Raw genomic sequence first — 14332 nt, 5'->3', positions numbered from 1 at the left:
CCGGCAAGGCCGGCTCCTACAGACGGCGCTGACCTTTGTAGGAGCCGGCCTTGCCGGCGAAGCGGCGTCATGGCCTGGCCGCAGCCTGCCACAACACCTCCGCCACCCCCTGGCGCCGCGCAATCACCCGCGCCGCCACGAACAGCAAGTCCGACAGCCGATTGATGTACGCCAGCCCCACCCCCGCCAGCGGCTCTGCCGCATTCAACTGCTGACACCGCCGCTCCGCACTGCGGGCCAGGCTGCGGCATACATGCGCCTGGGCAATCAGCGCCGAACCGCCCGGCAGAATGAAGTTCTCCAGAGGCCCCAGCTCTTCGTTCCAGTGGTCGATCGCCGCTTCCAGGCGCTGTACCTCGGCCTCGTTCAAGGCCTGGTAACTGGGCATCGCCAGCTCACCACCCAGGTCGAACAGCCGATGCTGACACGGCGCCAGCACTTCGACCACCTCGTCCAGGTGTTGCTCGGCCAGGCCTGCCAGCAACACGCCCAGCTGGCTGTTGAGCGTGTCCACCTCGCCGATGGCCTCGATGCGCGGATGGTCCTTGGCGACGCGACGGCCGTCGCCCAGGCCGGTTTCGCCCTTGTCGCCGGTGCGGGTGTAAATCTTCGACAAGCGAAAACCCATGCTCATGACTCCATCGTTGGCGGGCCGGGGGGTGGCATCGGCAGGTTGCTCAGCGGCAGGCGCAAGGTGAAGCACGTGCCCTGACCCGGCGCCGACTGCACCTCCATCTGGCCCTTGTGGTTGTTGGTGATGATGAAATACGACACCGACAGGCCCAGGCCAGTGCCCTGGCCGATTTCCTTGGTGGTGAAGAACGGCTCGAAGGTGCGCTTGCGCACCGCCTCGGGCATGCCCACGCCATTGTCTTCGACCTGGATCTCGGCCCACGGCGGGTTGAGCCGGGTACGCAGGATGATACGCCCCGGTTCGCTGTCGTCTTCGCGCTGGTGAATCGCCTGGGCGGCGTTCTTGAGCAGGTTGAGCAGCACCTGTTCCAGCTCGTTGGCGGTGCCGGGCACCGGGCCCAGGGCCGGGTCGAACTGGCGCACGATGGCCTGGCCCTTGAAGTCGAAGCCTTCGGTCAGGTCGAAGTCGTTGCCGGCGATCTCCACCGCCTGGTCGATCAATGCCGGCAGGTCGCACGGTGCCATCTGGCGGTTGCTGCGGCGGCTGAAGCTGAGCATGTGGGTGACGATCTTGGCCGCCCGTGCGCCGGCCTGCTGGATGCCATCGAGCAACTGGGGTACCTGGCGGTTTTCCAGGTACTGGTTGACCGTACCCAGGTCGATGCCGGTTTCGCTGGCCTGCTCCAGGTTCTTCGGCAGGTCGGGGGACAGGCGTCGACGGATGTTCTGCACGTTGTGCAGGATCGCCCCCAGCGGGTTGTTGATCTCGTGCGCCATGCCAGCAGCCAGGCCACCGACCGAGAGCATCTTCTCCGACTGCACCATCATCTCTTCGAGCGACAGGCGCTGGGTGATGTCGTCGATGCGAATCACCACGCCGCGCCCGCCACCGCCCATCAGCGGGTAGAAGGTCAGGGCGTAGTGGCGCGCATCGTCGCCCCTGGTCCAGGTGACCCGCTCGATCTTGGCCACGCGGTGCTTCTCGACGCTTTCCTTGAGCTGCGGCAGGAACGGCTTGAGCGGCTCGAACGCGAGGAAGATCGGCTGGTTCAGCGCCTCGTCCAGCGGCGTGCCGGAAAGCGCGCTGGCCTCCTGGTTCCACTGGGTCACGTAGAGCTGTTCGTCCAGGGCGATCAGTGCCGAGGGCATGGAGTCGATGATGCTGTTGAGGTAGTTCTGAAAGCCGGTGAGCTTGCGCTCGATTTTGCTGCGCACCTGTACTTCGAGTTCCAGCTTGCGGTTGGTGTGACGGGTTTCCTCGGCCAGGCCCTGGGCCTGGTCATAGGCGGTCTGGAATTCGTCGCGGGCGCGCTTGAGTTGCTGTTCGCGGGCTTCGATGCGCGACAGCATGGTGTTGAACGCCTCGGCCAGGCTTCCGATTTCGTCGCGGTTGCCGGGGCGCGCGCGCAGGGCATAGTTCTCTTCGCGGGTCACCTGGCGCGAGAGCTGTTCGAGCTGGTAGATCGGCTGGGTGATCAGGCGCTTGATCTGCCGCGCAATCAGCATCCATAGCAGGATGCTGAACACCAGGATGCCCAGGCTGGCGGTCAGTGTGCCGGTATAGAAGGCCATCGGCAGCTCGCTGCTGGCCACCAGCAGCAGATGCCCGGGCGGGTTGCCGGGGCGCGGCAGGGTTACCAGCTGGGTGCTGCGAAACTCGGTCAGGCGCCAGCTTTCGATGTTGCGGTAGCGCTTGGGTACTGCCAGGGGTTCGCCGTGCTGCAACTGCGCCAGCAGCTTGCCGTCGCTGCCATACAGCGCGGCGGCGCGCAGCGGGGTGTAGCTGTCCAGTTCCTTGAGCAGGTCGTTGGCCGCCTCTGGCGAGTCGGCGGCGCGCTGTGCCAGCTCCGGGTGCGATACCAGGCGGCCGATGGTCTGCAGGGCCTGAGGCGCCATGGCCTCCTGGGAGATCCAGTAGGCGGCGCTGATGAAGGTCAGGTTGGCCACCAGCAGAATGGTGATCAGCAGCACCAGCAGGGCGGCCAGCAGCTTCTGGCCGACCGGCAGGTTTTCCAGGCGTTCGCGCAAGGGCATGGTGAAGGCGTGATCCTGTGGGTGGAGGGGCAGGGTAGCGTTGCCCTCAGTCGCTGGGCAACCCGCGTGCGTTCAGGTGTTCGACCAGGCGCCGGTGCAGCCGTTCAAGGTGCGCCAGATGGCGGCCGTGGCGGGCGGCAACGCGGCAGGCGTGGCCGAGCAGGTAGTGGATCTCGGTGCGTCGGCCCTGGCGCACGTCCTGGTACATGGAAGAGTAGTTCGCCGCCGTGGCCTGGATGACCCGTTCGACCTCGACCTGCAGATCGGTGGCGGCTTCGGGCTGGCCGCAGTGCTGCAGCAGCTCGGCCAGCTCCGCGCACAGCGTGGCCACCTCGCAGTGATGCTCGGCCAGGCCGCCGTTGCGGCACGCATGCAGCACGGTCAGTGGGTTGATGGCGCAGTTGAGCGCCAGCTTGCGCCATAGCCGGGTGAGGATGTCCGGGGTCCACTGGTGCGGGATGCCGGCGTCGGTCAGGTCGTCGAGCCAATCGGGCGGCAGCGGGTTGGCCGGGTCGCCCAGCCAGTTGAAGCCATGCCCGGCAAAGTTCACCTGCCAGTCGGCTTCGCGAAACGCGCCCTCGGTGCTGGAGGCGAAGATGCAGCGTGCGTGGGGGACCTGGCTGGCGACTTCGTCCTGGCTGCCCAGGCCGTTCTGCAGCAGCACCAGCTCGGCATTGCGCGCCAGTCGCGGCGCCAGCTGCGCCACTGCCGCGGGCGCGTCGTAGGCCTTGCAGGCCACCAGCAGCCGGTGGATAGGCGTGCCTGCATCGGCGGTTTCGGCGGGGATCGCGTGGCGCTGCGCCTGGCCGTTGTGTACCAGGCTCAGACCGCCCGCCGCCTCGTAGGCGTGCAGGCGCGCAGGGTCTCGCAGGATCAGGCGGACCGCCTTGCCGGCCTGTGCCAGGCGGCAGGCCCAGAGGCTGCCCAGGCTGCCGGCGCCGAGAATATGCCAGGTGCTGCTCATCTGCGTTTCGCAACCGTTATAATGAACCCGCATTTTAACCGTCAAACCCGGCACGCTCCATCATGCTCTGCGACCAGGGGCCCATGAGCGTGCGTTTATTTTTTTGGAGAATGGATATGCCGTCGTTCGACGTGGTATCGGAACTGGACAAGCACGAAGTCACCAACGCCGTGGAAAACGCGGTCAAGGAGCTCGACCGCCGCTACGACCTCAAGGGCAAGGGCAGCTTCGAGTTCAAGGAAAAGGAACTGACCGTCAACCTCACCGCCGAGGCAGAGTTCCAGCTCGAGGCGATGATCGACATCCTCAAGCTGGCGCTGGTCAAGCGCAAGATCGACGTGCAGTGCCTGGAGGTCAAGGATGCCTTCGCATCGGGCAAGGTGATGAAGCAGGAAGCGACGCTGAAGGAAGGCATCGACAAGGAACTGGCCAAGAAGATCGTCGCCCACATCAAGGACGCCAAGCTCAAGGTCCAGGCCGCCATCCAGGGCGAGCAGGTACGTGTCACCGGCAAGAAACGCGACGACCTGCAGGAGGCCATCGCGGCCCTGCGTGCCAAGGAGTTCGGCATGCCGCTGCAGTTCAACAACTTCCGCGACTGATCCCCGTGTACCCGGAACCTTGGCGCCGTTTCGGCGTCCGAGGTTTCTGCGGCCGCTGAAACGATTGCGGCGCCACGCTTTCCCCGTTTTTTGCCGCCCGGCATCAGGAGACAACCTATGGATTTGAACGCTGAAGTGGATCAGCTGGTCAGGACTTCGCAGACCTGGATCCCGATGATCATGGAATATGGCAGTCGCCTGTTGCTGGCGCTGCTGACCCTGGCCATCGGCTGGTGGGTGATCAACAAGGTCACCTACCGCCTGGGCAAGCTGCTGGCCCTGCGCAACGCCGACCTGGCGCTGCAAGGCTTCATCAGCAGCCTGGCGAACATCATTCTGAAGATCCTGCTGGTGGTCAGCGTGGCCTCGATGATCGGCATCGAGACCACCTCGTTCGTGGCCGCTATCGGTGCCGCCGGCCTGGCCATCGGCCTGGCCTTGCAGGGCAGCCTGGCGAACTTCGCCGGTGGGGTGCTGATCCTGCTGTTCCGTCCGTTCCGCCTGGGCGACTGGATCGAGGCCCAGGGGGTCAGCGGTACCGTGGACAGCATCCAGATCTTCCACACGGTGCTGCGTACCGGTGACAACAAGACGGTGATCCTGCCCAACGGCAGCCTGTCCAACGGCATCATCACCAACACCAACCGCCAGCCGACCCGCAAGGTGGTGTTCGATGTGGGCGTGGACTACGAGGCCGACCTGCAGGTAGCGCGCAAGGTGCTGCTGGACCTGGCCAATGACCCGCGGGTGCTGCAGGAACCGGGCGCGCCCCAGGCGGTGATTTCGGCACTGGGCGACAGCTCGATCACCGTGTCGCTGCGAGCCTGGGTGAAGACGGCTGACTACTGGGACGTAATGTTCATGCTCAACGAGCATGCGCGCGACCGGTTGAAGGCCGAGGGCATCGACATCCCGTTTCCGCAGCGGGTAATCCGTGTGGTGCAGGAAGCGGCCGTGCAGTAATAACGCCTCGAGCTCATCGCGGGTCAAGCCCGCTCCCACAGGTACATCATGTGTCTGGAGACAGTGATTACTGCGTGGGAGCGCGGCTTGCCCCGCGATTCGGGTGCACCGATTACACTTGTTCACTTCTTGTTACTGTCCGACCTTTGCCTTTTCTGGCATACAGGCTGGCTGATTTTCCCTGCCAGGCCTTGCCATGCTTACCCCGCTGATAAACATCACCCCGTTCCGGGCATTCTGTTTCGCCATGACCCTGGCGTTGTTCGAATTGCTGACCTACCTGGCCAGCGACGTGGTGATGCCTGCCATGCCCACGGTGGTGGGCGACCTGAATGCCAGCCCCGAATTCATCCCCCATGCGCTGAACCTCTACCTGCTTGGCGGTGTGCTGCTGCAGTGGCTGATCGGCCCGCTGGCCGACCGCTACGGGCGGCGTCCGCTGCTGCTGTGGGGGTGCGCCATCTTCTGCCTGGCCTGCCTTGCCACCTACTGGGTCGAGGGCATCGAGCTGTTCAACCTGCTGCGCCTGTTGCAGGGTATCGGCCTGGGCTTTGTGGTCACGGTCAGCTACCCGGCCCTGAACGAAGCCTTCAGCGAGGCGGATGCGGTGCGCATGATGGCCCTGCTGGCCAACATCGCGCTGCTTTCGCCGCTGCTCGGCCCACTGGTAGGCACCGTGCTGCTGGAATGGGTCTCGTGGCGCTGGCTGTTCGTACTGTTCGCAGGGTTCGCCGTGCTGACCTGGTGCGCGCTGTACCGCTTCATGCCTGAAACCCTGGGGGTGGAGCGGCGCGACGGTACGCGCCTGGCCTTCCAGCCCATCCACCTGCTGCCCTTGCTGGCCGGTTACGGGCAACTGCTGGGCAACCGCCGCTTCGTTGCCGGCAGCGCTGCCCTGGGCCTGGTGGGCCTGCCGCTGATCGGCTGGATCGGTCTGTCGCCGGTGCTGCTGATTCATGACGAGGGCTTGAGCACCCTGGACTATGCACTGTGGCAATTGCCGGTGTTCGGCGGCCTGATTGCGGGCAACCTGATCATCAACCGCATTGCCGAGCGCTACAGCCTGCGCGCGCTGATCCGCAAGGCCCTGTGGCCGTATCTGATCGGCCTGGGCGCGGCCATGCTGGGCACCTGGCTGTACCCCTCGGTGTTCAGCCTGGTGGCGGGCATGTCGCTGTACGCACTGGGCCTGGGCATCGCCAACGCGGTGCTGTACCGCATGACGCTGTTCTCCAGCGAGCAGAGCAAGGGCCTGGTGTCGGCGATGCTGGGCATGATCACCATCGCCTTGCTGGGCCTGGGCGGCGCCTTGCTGGCGATGCTGGGGGCAGGGGCGAGCCTGTTGAGCTTCGCCCTGGCGGCAGGTTGCGCCGGGTTGCTGGCGCTGTGGCCGTTGCGCACGGTGCTGCAGGACGACGCCGAACTGGCTTCGCTGGCCTAGGCTCCGGGGCGCTCGGTGGTCTCGGGCTCCACGGGGGCCAGCTTGCCGCGCCGCAGTTCCTGGTGCCAGTGCAAGGCGATCAGGATCAGCGTTGGCACCCCGAGCATCGCGGTGATCAGGAAGAAGTCGTGATAGCCGTACTTCTCGACCATCACGCCTGAGTAGCCACCGATCAGGCGCGGCAACAGCAGCATGATCGAGCTGAGCAGGGCGTACTGGGTGGCCGAGAACTTCAGGTTGGTCAGGCTCGACAGGTAGGCCACGAAGGCCGAGGTCGCCAGACCCGAGCTGAAGTTGTCGAGCGAGATGGTCACCACCAGCATCTGCAGGTTCGGCCCCATGTCGGCGAGCATCAGGAACAGCAGGTTGGTCGCCGCCGAGGTCACACCGCCGATGAACAGGATCGGCAGGATGCCGAAGCGCACGATCAGCAGGCCGCCCATGCCGGCCCCGAACAGGGTCATGAACAGGCCGAAGATCTTGCTGACGCTGGCGATCTGGTCCTTGGTGAAGCCCTGGTCGATGTAGAACACGTTGGCCATCACGCCCATCACCGTGTCCGACATGCGGTAGGTGGCGATCAGCCCCAGCAGCAGCAGCGCCTGCCAGCGGTAGCGCACGATGAAGTCGTTGACCGGAGTCAGCACCGGGGCCAGCCCGCGTCGTCCCATGGACGACAGGCACAGCGTGGTGAGGGTGATGTAGAGGATCGCGCGCAGGAAGGCGCGGTCTTCAAGCAGCAGGTCGAGCAGGCTGGCGCCTTCGAACAGCACGCTGGCGAAATCGGTGTTGTACAGCTGGGTGAACATCGCCGGTACCGACACCAGCAGAATGATCAGCACGAAGACCGAGGCCAGCTGGTGGCCGAAGCCGTAGCGCGCCGCCGACAGCTGGGTACGCAGGGGTACGGGCGGCTCGCGCATCAGCAGGCTGGTGATCAGGGCGGGCACCATCAGCACGCCGAACAGCACATAGGTGCCGGTCCAGGCGCTGTGCTTGTAGCTGAAGCCGGTGGAGCCGAACCCTTCGGCAAAGAACAGCGCGCCCGCGGTGGCCAGCAGGGCGGCGACCCGGTAGCCGGCCATGTAGCTGGCGGCCAGGGCGGCCTGGCGCTGGTCGCCGGCGATCTCGAGGCGGTAGGCATCCACGGCGATGTCCTGGGTGGCCGAGGCAAAGGCCACCAGCACCGCCAGCGCGATCAGCCACGACAGGTGCTTCTGCGGGTCGCAAAAGCCCATGCCGACCAGGCCGATGACCACCAGGATCTGTGACAGCACCAGCCAGGAACGGCGTCGGCCAAGCTTGCCCAGCAATGGCAGGCGCCATTGGTCCAGCAGTGGCGACCATACCCACTTGAAGGCGTAGGCCAGGCCGATCAGGCTGGCATAACCGATGGTTTCACGGGCAACCCCGGCTTCGCGCAGCCATACCGACAGGGTCGAGAACACCAACATATAGGGCAGGCCGGCGGCAAAGCCGAGCAGCAACAGCACCAGGGTCGACGGGCTGGCATAGGCAGCGAGCGCAGCGCGCCAGGTTTTACGGGGCATGGGCCAACATCTGCCTCAAGTTTGCGAAAACAAAGCGCGCACTCTAACCGCTGTGCTCCATCGGGCGCCAGCCATGGCGCAACATATCCACACGATTGTTCCGGACGGTCACCCCTTCGGCTCGCAGGCGGGCCCGCTGCTCATCCCCGGAGGGCGTGCCAAGGGCCAGGCTCAGGCGTCCGCCGGCGCCCAGCACGCGGTGCCAGGGCAGGCGAGTGTCGCTCGGCAACTGGCTGAGGGTGCGGCCCACCCAGCGCGCCGCGCGGCCCAGGCCGGCGATGGCCGCCAGTTCACCATAGCTGACCACCTTGCCTGGCGGCAGTTGGCCCAGCACCAGGTAGAGCGCCGTCCGTCGGTCTTCTGCGCGCTGCTGCGCGTCGGTCAAGGCCGCGCTCATCGGGGCGTTGCGGGGCAGTGAAGGGGGTAGGGCGCACAAATACGAATTGAACTCATCGGCATTGGCTGGGTCAGTCCTTGTTCTGCTGGCGGGTATCTGGATAATGCCCGATTTTTCTGCGAACCCGAGTTTCTGTACTGCCTATGTATTCTAGAGCCTTGTTGTGCCTTGTGATGACCGGTGTCTGCGCCCCTGCGGTGGCCGATACCGTATGGATGAAGAACGGCGACCGGCTCAGCGGCAAGATCAAGGTCTTCGACGGTGGCAAGCTGGTGCTGCAGACCGAGTACGGTGGCTCCATCGCGCTGGACTGGAAGAAGGTCAAGACCCTGGAGAGCGACCAGGAACTGCTGGTCAAGCAGGACGCCTACACCGGCGAGAAGGCCAAGTCGCTGCAGGCCGGTGAAGACGGCCAGGTGATCCTGGCCAATGGCGAGGCGCCCAAGGCGGTTGAACTGGCCAGCATCCAGCAGATCATGAAGCCCAAGCCGCTGGTCGAAGACATGCTGTGGAAGGGCAACATCGACCTGGCACTGGACTACAAGCGCGCCGAAACCGACAGTGACGACTACGACGTCGACTTCAAGACCACCGCCCGTCACGGTCGCTGGCGGCATAACGCCGAGGGCGAGTACAACCGCGAGACCAAGAACGACACGACCACCACCAACAACTGGAGCGCCGAATACGCGCTGGACCGCTTCATTACCGAGCAGTGGTTCTGGCAGGGGCGTCTGAACTACAAGCGTGACCACATCGAAGACCTGACCCGCCAGCGCACGGTCGGTACGGGCCCGGGCTACCAGTTCTGGGACGACGAGCTGGGTGCGTTCTCGCTGGGTTCGCTGCTCAACCGCACCGACTACGAGTACAGCGACGGCGGCAAGGACAACTTCTATTCGCTGGGCGTGAAGTGGGACTACAACCGCTACCTGATCGGCAAGTCGGTCGAGCTGTTCACCAACGGCGAGGTTGGCAAGCCGCTGGGCGGCGTGGCGGACTACAGCCTGGATGCCGAGGTGGGCCTGCGCTACAAGGTCACCGAATGGGCATCGCTGAACCTGAAGGCCGAGAAGGACATCATCAGCGGCACCAGCGACAGCGACCTGGACAAGACGCGCTACACCGTCGGCTTCGGCGTTGCCTGGTAAACCGCTTTCGCATTCAGGGGCCGGCGCCTGCAGGCCCCTTGGCAATCGCCACTGATAATGATTAGCTTGTCGCGATCACACCTTTCCCAGGAGCACCCCCGTGAGCGCGAAGGCTGCAAGGCAGGCAAGAGAGCTGCTGCTCAAGGAGTACCGTGGCGTACTCTCGACCCATTCCAAATCGATGCCCGGCTTCCCCTTCGGTTCCGTGGTGCCGTACTGCCTGGACGCCGACGGTAACCCGCTGATCCTGATCAGTCGCATTGCCCAGCACACCCACAACCTGCAAAAAGACCCCAAGTGTTCGCTGCTGGTAGGCGAGCGCGATGCCGAGGACGTGCAGGCGGTGGGTCGTCTTACCGTGATGGCCGAGGCCCACAAGCTGGCCGACCCCGAGGCCATCGAGGCCGCCGCCGGGCGCTATTACCGCTACTTCCCCGAATCGAGCCAGTACCACAGCGCCCACGACTTCGACTTCTGGGTGCTCAGGCCGGTGCGCCATCGCTATATCGGCGGCTTCGGCGCGATTCACTGGCTGGACGACGTGACCCTGGCCAACCCGTTCGCCGGCAAGGCCGAGGTGAGCATGGTCGAGCACATGAACGACGACCATGCCAACGCCATCGCGCACTACGTCGAGCTCAGCGGCCTGCCTGCCAGCGCACCGGCCTCGCTGGTAGGGATCGATACCGAGGGCATGCACCTGCGCATCGGCCAGGGGCTGCACTGGCTGGCGTTTCCAAGGTCTTGCAATACACCGATACAAGTACGCGAAGCCCTGGTTTTGCTGGCCCGCGCCGAACAGTGGCCTGATCGCGAGGCGGTCGAGGGTTGAAATTGCAACGGCCAGCAACCATTTAAGGTCGTACCTGCAAGGACATCTTGCGTAGAGGAACCCTTGATGCGTGCTTTTCTACTGCTGTTTCTGCTTTTCCCGGTGCTCGAGCTGTATGTGTTTTTCAAGGTCAGCACCGCGATCGGATTTTTCCCGGCGCTGCTGCTGATCATCGCGGGCTCGGCCCTCGGTGTGCTGGTGGTGCGGGTCGCGGGCCTTGCCACCGCGCTGCGTGCGCGGGCGAGCCTGCAGCGCGGCGAATTGCCGGCCGAAGACATGTTCCACGGCCTGATGCTGGCCCTGGGTGGCGGTCTGCTGTTGCTCCCCGGCTTCATCAGCGACGTGATCGGCCTGATCGTGCTGTTGCCGTTCAGCCGCCGGTTGCTGGCCAACAAGCTGCGCCAGCGCGCCGAAGCCCAGGCCATGCGTCAGCGCGCCTTCGGCGACGACCCGTTCAATGCGCCGCCCGGCGCACCGCGTCAGCCCAATGTGATCGAAGGCGAATACGAAAAGCGTGACCCGTGACGCGAGCGCTCGCCCGCGTAGCATGAAACGGCCCTTCGGGGCCGTTTTTCATTTGGCGCGCCGGCCTGCAAAAATTTTCATCGGCAAGCCTTGTAATCGCCTTGGCCGACCTCATGTATGGGTCACCGCAAGGTTTCTGGGCATTTGCCCCAGACAATACATGCGTGGCCCGCCCCGCGGTCCACGATCGGCTACGCCGAAAGCATCAACACGCCGGTAACGATACCGGCCGATGAAAACCACTATCAGGAGAGATCGACAATGAAGCTTCGTCCTCTGCATGACCGCGTCGTCATCCGTCGCAGCGAAGAAGAATCGAAAACCGCTGGCGGTATCGTTCTGCCAGGCTCGGCCGCTGAAAAACCCAACCGTGGCGAAATCGTCGCCGTGGGTACCGGCCGCATCCTGGACAACGGCGAAGTGCGCGCGCTGGCCGTGAAAGTGGGTGACAAGGTGGTTTTCGGCCCGTACTCGGGCAGCAACACTGTGAAAGTTGACGGCGAAGACCTGCTGGTAATGGCTGAGAACGAGATTCTCGCCGTTATCGAAGGCTGATCCGCTGGTTTCCCGTTACTCCAAAGTATTCAAGGATTAAACGATCATGGCTGCTAAAGACGTAAAATTCGGCGATTCCGCCCGTAAGAAAATGCTGGTTGGCGTCAACGTTCTGGCTGACGCGGTAAAAGCGACCCTGGGCCCGAAAGGCCGCAACGTGGTTCTGGCCAAGAGCTTCGGCGCGCCAACCATCACCAAAGACGGTGTTTCGGTTGCCAAGGAAATCGAACTCAAGGACGCCTTCGAGAACATGGGCGCCCAACTGCTGAAAGACGTGGCCTCCAAGGCTAACGACGAAGCGGGCGACGGCACCACCACCGCTACCGTTCTGGCTCAGGCCATCGTCAGCGAAGGCCTCAAGGCCGTTGCTGCCGGCATGAACCCGATGGACCTCAAGCGCGGTATCGACAAGGCCACCATCGCCATCGTCAAAGAGCTGAAGAACCTGTCCAAGCCATGCGCCGATTCCAAGGCCATCGCTCAGGTCGGTACCATCTCGGCCAACTCCGACACCTCCATCGGTGAAATCATTGCCGAAGCCATGGAAAAAGTCGGTAAAGAAGGCGTGATCACCGTCGAAGAAGGCTCGGGCCTGGAAAACGAACTGTCGGTTGTAGAAGGCATGCAGTTCGACCGTGGCTACCTGTCCCCTTACTTCGTCAACAAGCCGGACACCATGGTTGCCGAGCTCGACGGCCCGCTGCTGCTGCTGGTCGACAAGAAGATCTCCAACATCCGCGAACTGCTGCCAGTACTGGAAGCCGTTGCCAAGGCCGGTCGTCCGCTGCTGATCGTGGCTGAAGACGTCGAAGGCGAAGCGCTGGCTACCCTGGTGGTCAACAACATGCGCGGTATCGTGAAAGTGGCTGCGGTCAAGGCACCTGGCTTCGGCGACCGCCGCAAGGCCATGCTGCAGGACATCGCCGTTCTGACCGGCGGTACCGTGATCTCCGAAGAAATCGGCCTGAGCCTGGAGTCGACCACCCTGGAGCACCTGGGCAACGCCAAGCGCGTGACCCTGTCCAAGGAAAACACCACCATCATCGACGGTGCTGGCGTTGAAGCCGACATCGAAGCACGCGTCAAGCAGATCCGTGCCCAGATCGAAGAGACTTCCTCGGACTACGACCGTGAAAAACTGCAAGAGCGTCTGGCCAAGCTGGCTGGCGGTGTTGCCGTGATCAAGGTCGGTGCCGGCACCGAAGTTGAAATGAAAGAGAAGAAAGCCCGCGTTGAAGACGCCCTGCACGCTACCCGCGCAGCCGTCGAAGAAGGCGTGGTACCTGGCGGTGGCGTGGCGCTGGTTCGCTCGCTGCAGGCCATTGCCGAGCTCAAGGGCGACAACGAAGACCAGAACGTGGGTATCCAGTTGCTGCGTCGCGCCGTCGAGTCCCCACTGCGCCAGATCGTTGCCAACGCCGGCGACGAGCCAAGCGTGGTAGTCGACAAGGTCAAGCAAGGTTCGGGCAACTTCGGTTACAACGCTGCTACCGGCGAGTACGGCGACATGATCGAAATGGGCATCCTGGACCCTGCCAAGGTGACCCGTTCGGCTCTGCAGGCCGCGGCCTCGATCGGTGGTCTGATGATCACTACCGAAGCCATGGTTGCCGATGCGCCTGAAGACAAGGCTGCCGGTGGCATGCCTGACATGGGCGGCATGGGTGGCATGGGCGGCATGGGCGGCATGATGTAAGCCAGCCTCACCCGCTTGAAGAAGAGCCCCGCCTTGTGCGGGGCTTTTTTATGTCTGGCAGAAACCCTTCGCCAGCCAGGCTGGCTCCTACAGACGTTCAGCGAATCCTGTAGGTGCCAGCCTGGCTGGCGAAGCGGCCAGTGACGGCTTGCGATACAACACCAGCCAGTAGCACCCCAACCCGATCAGCCAGCAGAACACTGCGGTCCACACATTGTGCGAAAAGAAGTGGGCGCCCTGCAGCATCCTGCCCACCGAAAACACCACCCCCAGGCCAAAGGCGAACACCAGCGCGGCCTTGGCCAGGCGTGGCTTGCGATCACGCAGGACAAAAAACAGCGCAAACAGGGTAAACCCCGTGGCCGCATGCCCGCCCGGCCAGCAGCGCCCTGGCTTGTCGGTGGCGGGGCGGGCCTCTAACAGCTTGCTGTAGGTTTCCTGGCCGCCGAATTCGCTCAGGCTCCAGGGGCACTGCACCGCCGTCGCGGCCTTGAGCGGCGTCACGAAGCCGGTCGACAGGCCCATCGCCAGCACCAGGCAACCCAGTTCCCGGCGCCAGCTCTTGAGGCGCTGCAGCACAAAGCTGGCGGCAAAGCCGACGATGGCCAGCACCGCGAACAGGATGACCAGCTCCTTGGCGCGGTCATGCAGGATGTCTTCGAGAAAATAGCTGTGACGACCGATGAACTGGCCCGCCTGCGGGTCGAACGCGAGGTTGGCCAGGGCCATGTCCAGGTCGGTCAGCTCCAGCAGGATCAGGCACACGGCGGTCAGCAGCGGAATGCCCAGGGCAATCCACAGGTTCAGCGGGCGGGACGCGGGCAAAGGGGGAATGGCAGGCATGGCAGGGTCCAGGCAGGCAATGGAAACTGCCGATTGTGTGCCGGCGCGCCTACGCTATGTGTGAAGCTGGGGTGAAAAAAATGTCAGTTGCGATTAAATCCATGCGGCGCTGGCGGGGCCTGGACGATGGCCTTAAGCTGCGCCTG

General features: G+C 64.1%; 14 protein-coding genes. 8 read left to right on the top strand and 6 right to left on the bottom strand.

Annotated elements, in window-relative coordinates:
• Nucleotides 1-67: 67 nt before the first annotated feature.
• From KH389_RS21945 to KH389_RS21935, 3 genes are read right to left on the bottom strand one after another with little or no spacing between them, the layout of a single operon-like run.
• Complete coding sequence (locus tag KH389_RS21945; protein WP_043862079.1) at nucleotides 68-628, bottom strand: cob(I)yrinic acid a,c-diamide adenosyltransferase; 561 nt, start codon at nucleotides 626-628, stop codon at nucleotides 68-70.
• A 2-nt stretch (nucleotides 629-630) separates the two neighbouring features.
• Nucleotides 631-2667 (bottom strand): ATP-binding protein, encoded by a 2037-nt coding sequence (locus KH389_RS21940; protein ID WP_054914831.1) that lies wholly within the window; start codon nucleotides 2665-2667, stop codon nucleotides 631-633.
• 46 nt (nucleotides 2668-2713) lie between these two features.
• Nucleotides 2714-3631, bottom strand: coding sequence for a putative 2-dehydropantoate 2-reductase (locus KH389_RS21935; RefSeq protein WP_043862081.1), 918 nt, complete (start codon nucleotides 3629-3631; stop codon nucleotides 2714-2716).
• Nucleotides 3632-3747: 116 nt separating this feature from the next.
• On the opposite strand from KH389_RS21935, the gene KH389_RS21930 reads away from it, so the two are divergent.
• The 3 genes from KH389_RS21930 (at nucleotide 3748) to KH389_RS21920 (ending at nucleotide 6637) form a co-directional block, all read left to right on the top strand.
• Complete coding sequence (locus tag KH389_RS21930; RefSeq protein ID WP_043862082.1) at nucleotides 3748-4233, top strand: YajQ family cyclic di-GMP-binding protein; 486 nt, start codon at nucleotides 3748-3750, stop codon at nucleotides 4231-4233.
• 117 nt (nucleotides 4234-4350) lie between these two features.
• Nucleotides 4351-5196, top strand: coding sequence for a mechanosensitive ion channel family protein (locus KH389_RS21925; protein WP_043862083.1), 846 nt, complete (start codon nucleotides 4351-4353; stop codon nucleotides 5194-5196).
• A 196-nt stretch (nucleotides 5197-5392) separates the two neighbouring features.
• Nucleotides 5393-6637 (top strand): MFS transporter, encoded by a 1245-nt coding sequence (locus tag KH389_RS21920; RefSeq protein ID WP_043862084.1) that lies wholly within the window; start codon nucleotides 5393-5395, stop codon nucleotides 6635-6637.
• Here KH389_RS21920 and KH389_RS21915 read toward each other — a convergent pair.
• Nucleotides 6634-8187 (bottom strand): AmpG family muropeptide MFS transporter, encoded by a 1554-nt coding sequence (locus KH389_RS21915; protein ID WP_043862085.1) that lies wholly within the window; start codon nucleotides 8185-8187, stop codon nucleotides 6634-6636. The genes KH389_RS21920 and KH389_RS21915 overlap by 4 nt on opposite strands.
• A gap of 43 nt (nucleotides 8188-8230) precedes the next feature.
• Entirely contained in the window at nucleotides 8231-8584 is a 354-nt protein-coding gene (locus KH389_RS21910) for an MGMT family protein (protein ID WP_043862086.1), read from the bottom strand.
• A gap of 143 nt (nucleotides 8585-8727) precedes the next feature.
• Between KH389_RS21910 and KH389_RS21905 the strand changes: the two genes are divergently transcribed.
• From KH389_RS21905 to groL, 5 genes are all read left to right on the top strand, one after another.
• The gene (locus tag KH389_RS21905; RefSeq protein ID WP_043862087.1) at nucleotides 8728-9735 is read left to right on the top strand and encodes a DUF481 domain-containing protein; all 1008 of its coding nucleotides are present in this window, start codon (nucleotides 8728-8730) and stop codon (nucleotides 9733-9735) included.
• 100 nt (nucleotides 9736-9835) lie between these two features.
• Nucleotides 9836-10567 carry a HugZ family pyridoxamine 5'-phosphate oxidase gene (locus KH389_RS21900; protein ID WP_088515535.1) on the top strand — a complete coding sequence of 244 codons (732 nt, stop codon included), beginning with the start codon at nucleotides 9836-9838 and terminating at the stop codon, nucleotides 10565-10567.
• Nucleotides 10568-10633: 66 nt separating this feature from the next.
• The gene (locus KH389_RS21895) at nucleotides 10634-11092 is read left to right on the top strand and encodes an FxsA family protein (RefSeq protein ID WP_054914827.1); all 459 of its coding nucleotides are present in this window, start codon (nucleotides 10634-10636) and stop codon (nucleotides 11090-11092) included.
• Nucleotides 11093-11353: 261 nt separating this feature from the next.
• Complete coding sequence (locus tag KH389_RS21890) at nucleotides 11354-11647, top strand: co-chaperone GroES (RefSeq protein WP_009050540.1); 294 nt, start codon at nucleotides 11354-11356, stop codon at nucleotides 11645-11647.
• Between the two features lie 46 nt (nucleotides 11648-11693).
• A complete protein-coding gene (groL, locus tag KH389_RS21885) occupies nucleotides 11694-13343 on the top strand; it encodes a chaperonin GroEL (protein WP_043862090.1) in 1650 nt (549 codons plus the stop codon).
• Nucleotides 13344-13430: 87 nt separating this feature from the next.
• Here the strand turns inward: groL and KH389_RS21880 are convergent, their stop codons facing one another.
• Nucleotides 13431-14186, bottom strand: coding sequence for a phosphatase PAP2 family protein (locus KH389_RS21880; RefSeq protein WP_043862091.1), 756 nt, complete (start codon nucleotides 14184-14186; stop codon nucleotides 13431-13433).
• Nucleotides 14187-14332 lie beyond the last annotated feature (146 nt).

The sequence above is a fragment of the Pseudomonas qingdaonensis genome, from assembly GCF_018398475.1.
In the GTDB taxonomy this organism is placed as follows: domain Bacteria; phylum Pseudomonadota; class Gammaproteobacteria; order Pseudomonadales; family Pseudomonadaceae; genus Aquipseudomonas; species Aquipseudomonas palmensis.
Note: the sequence above shows the minus strand (reverse complement) of the source record. Positions and strands in the feature narration are given on the sequence as shown.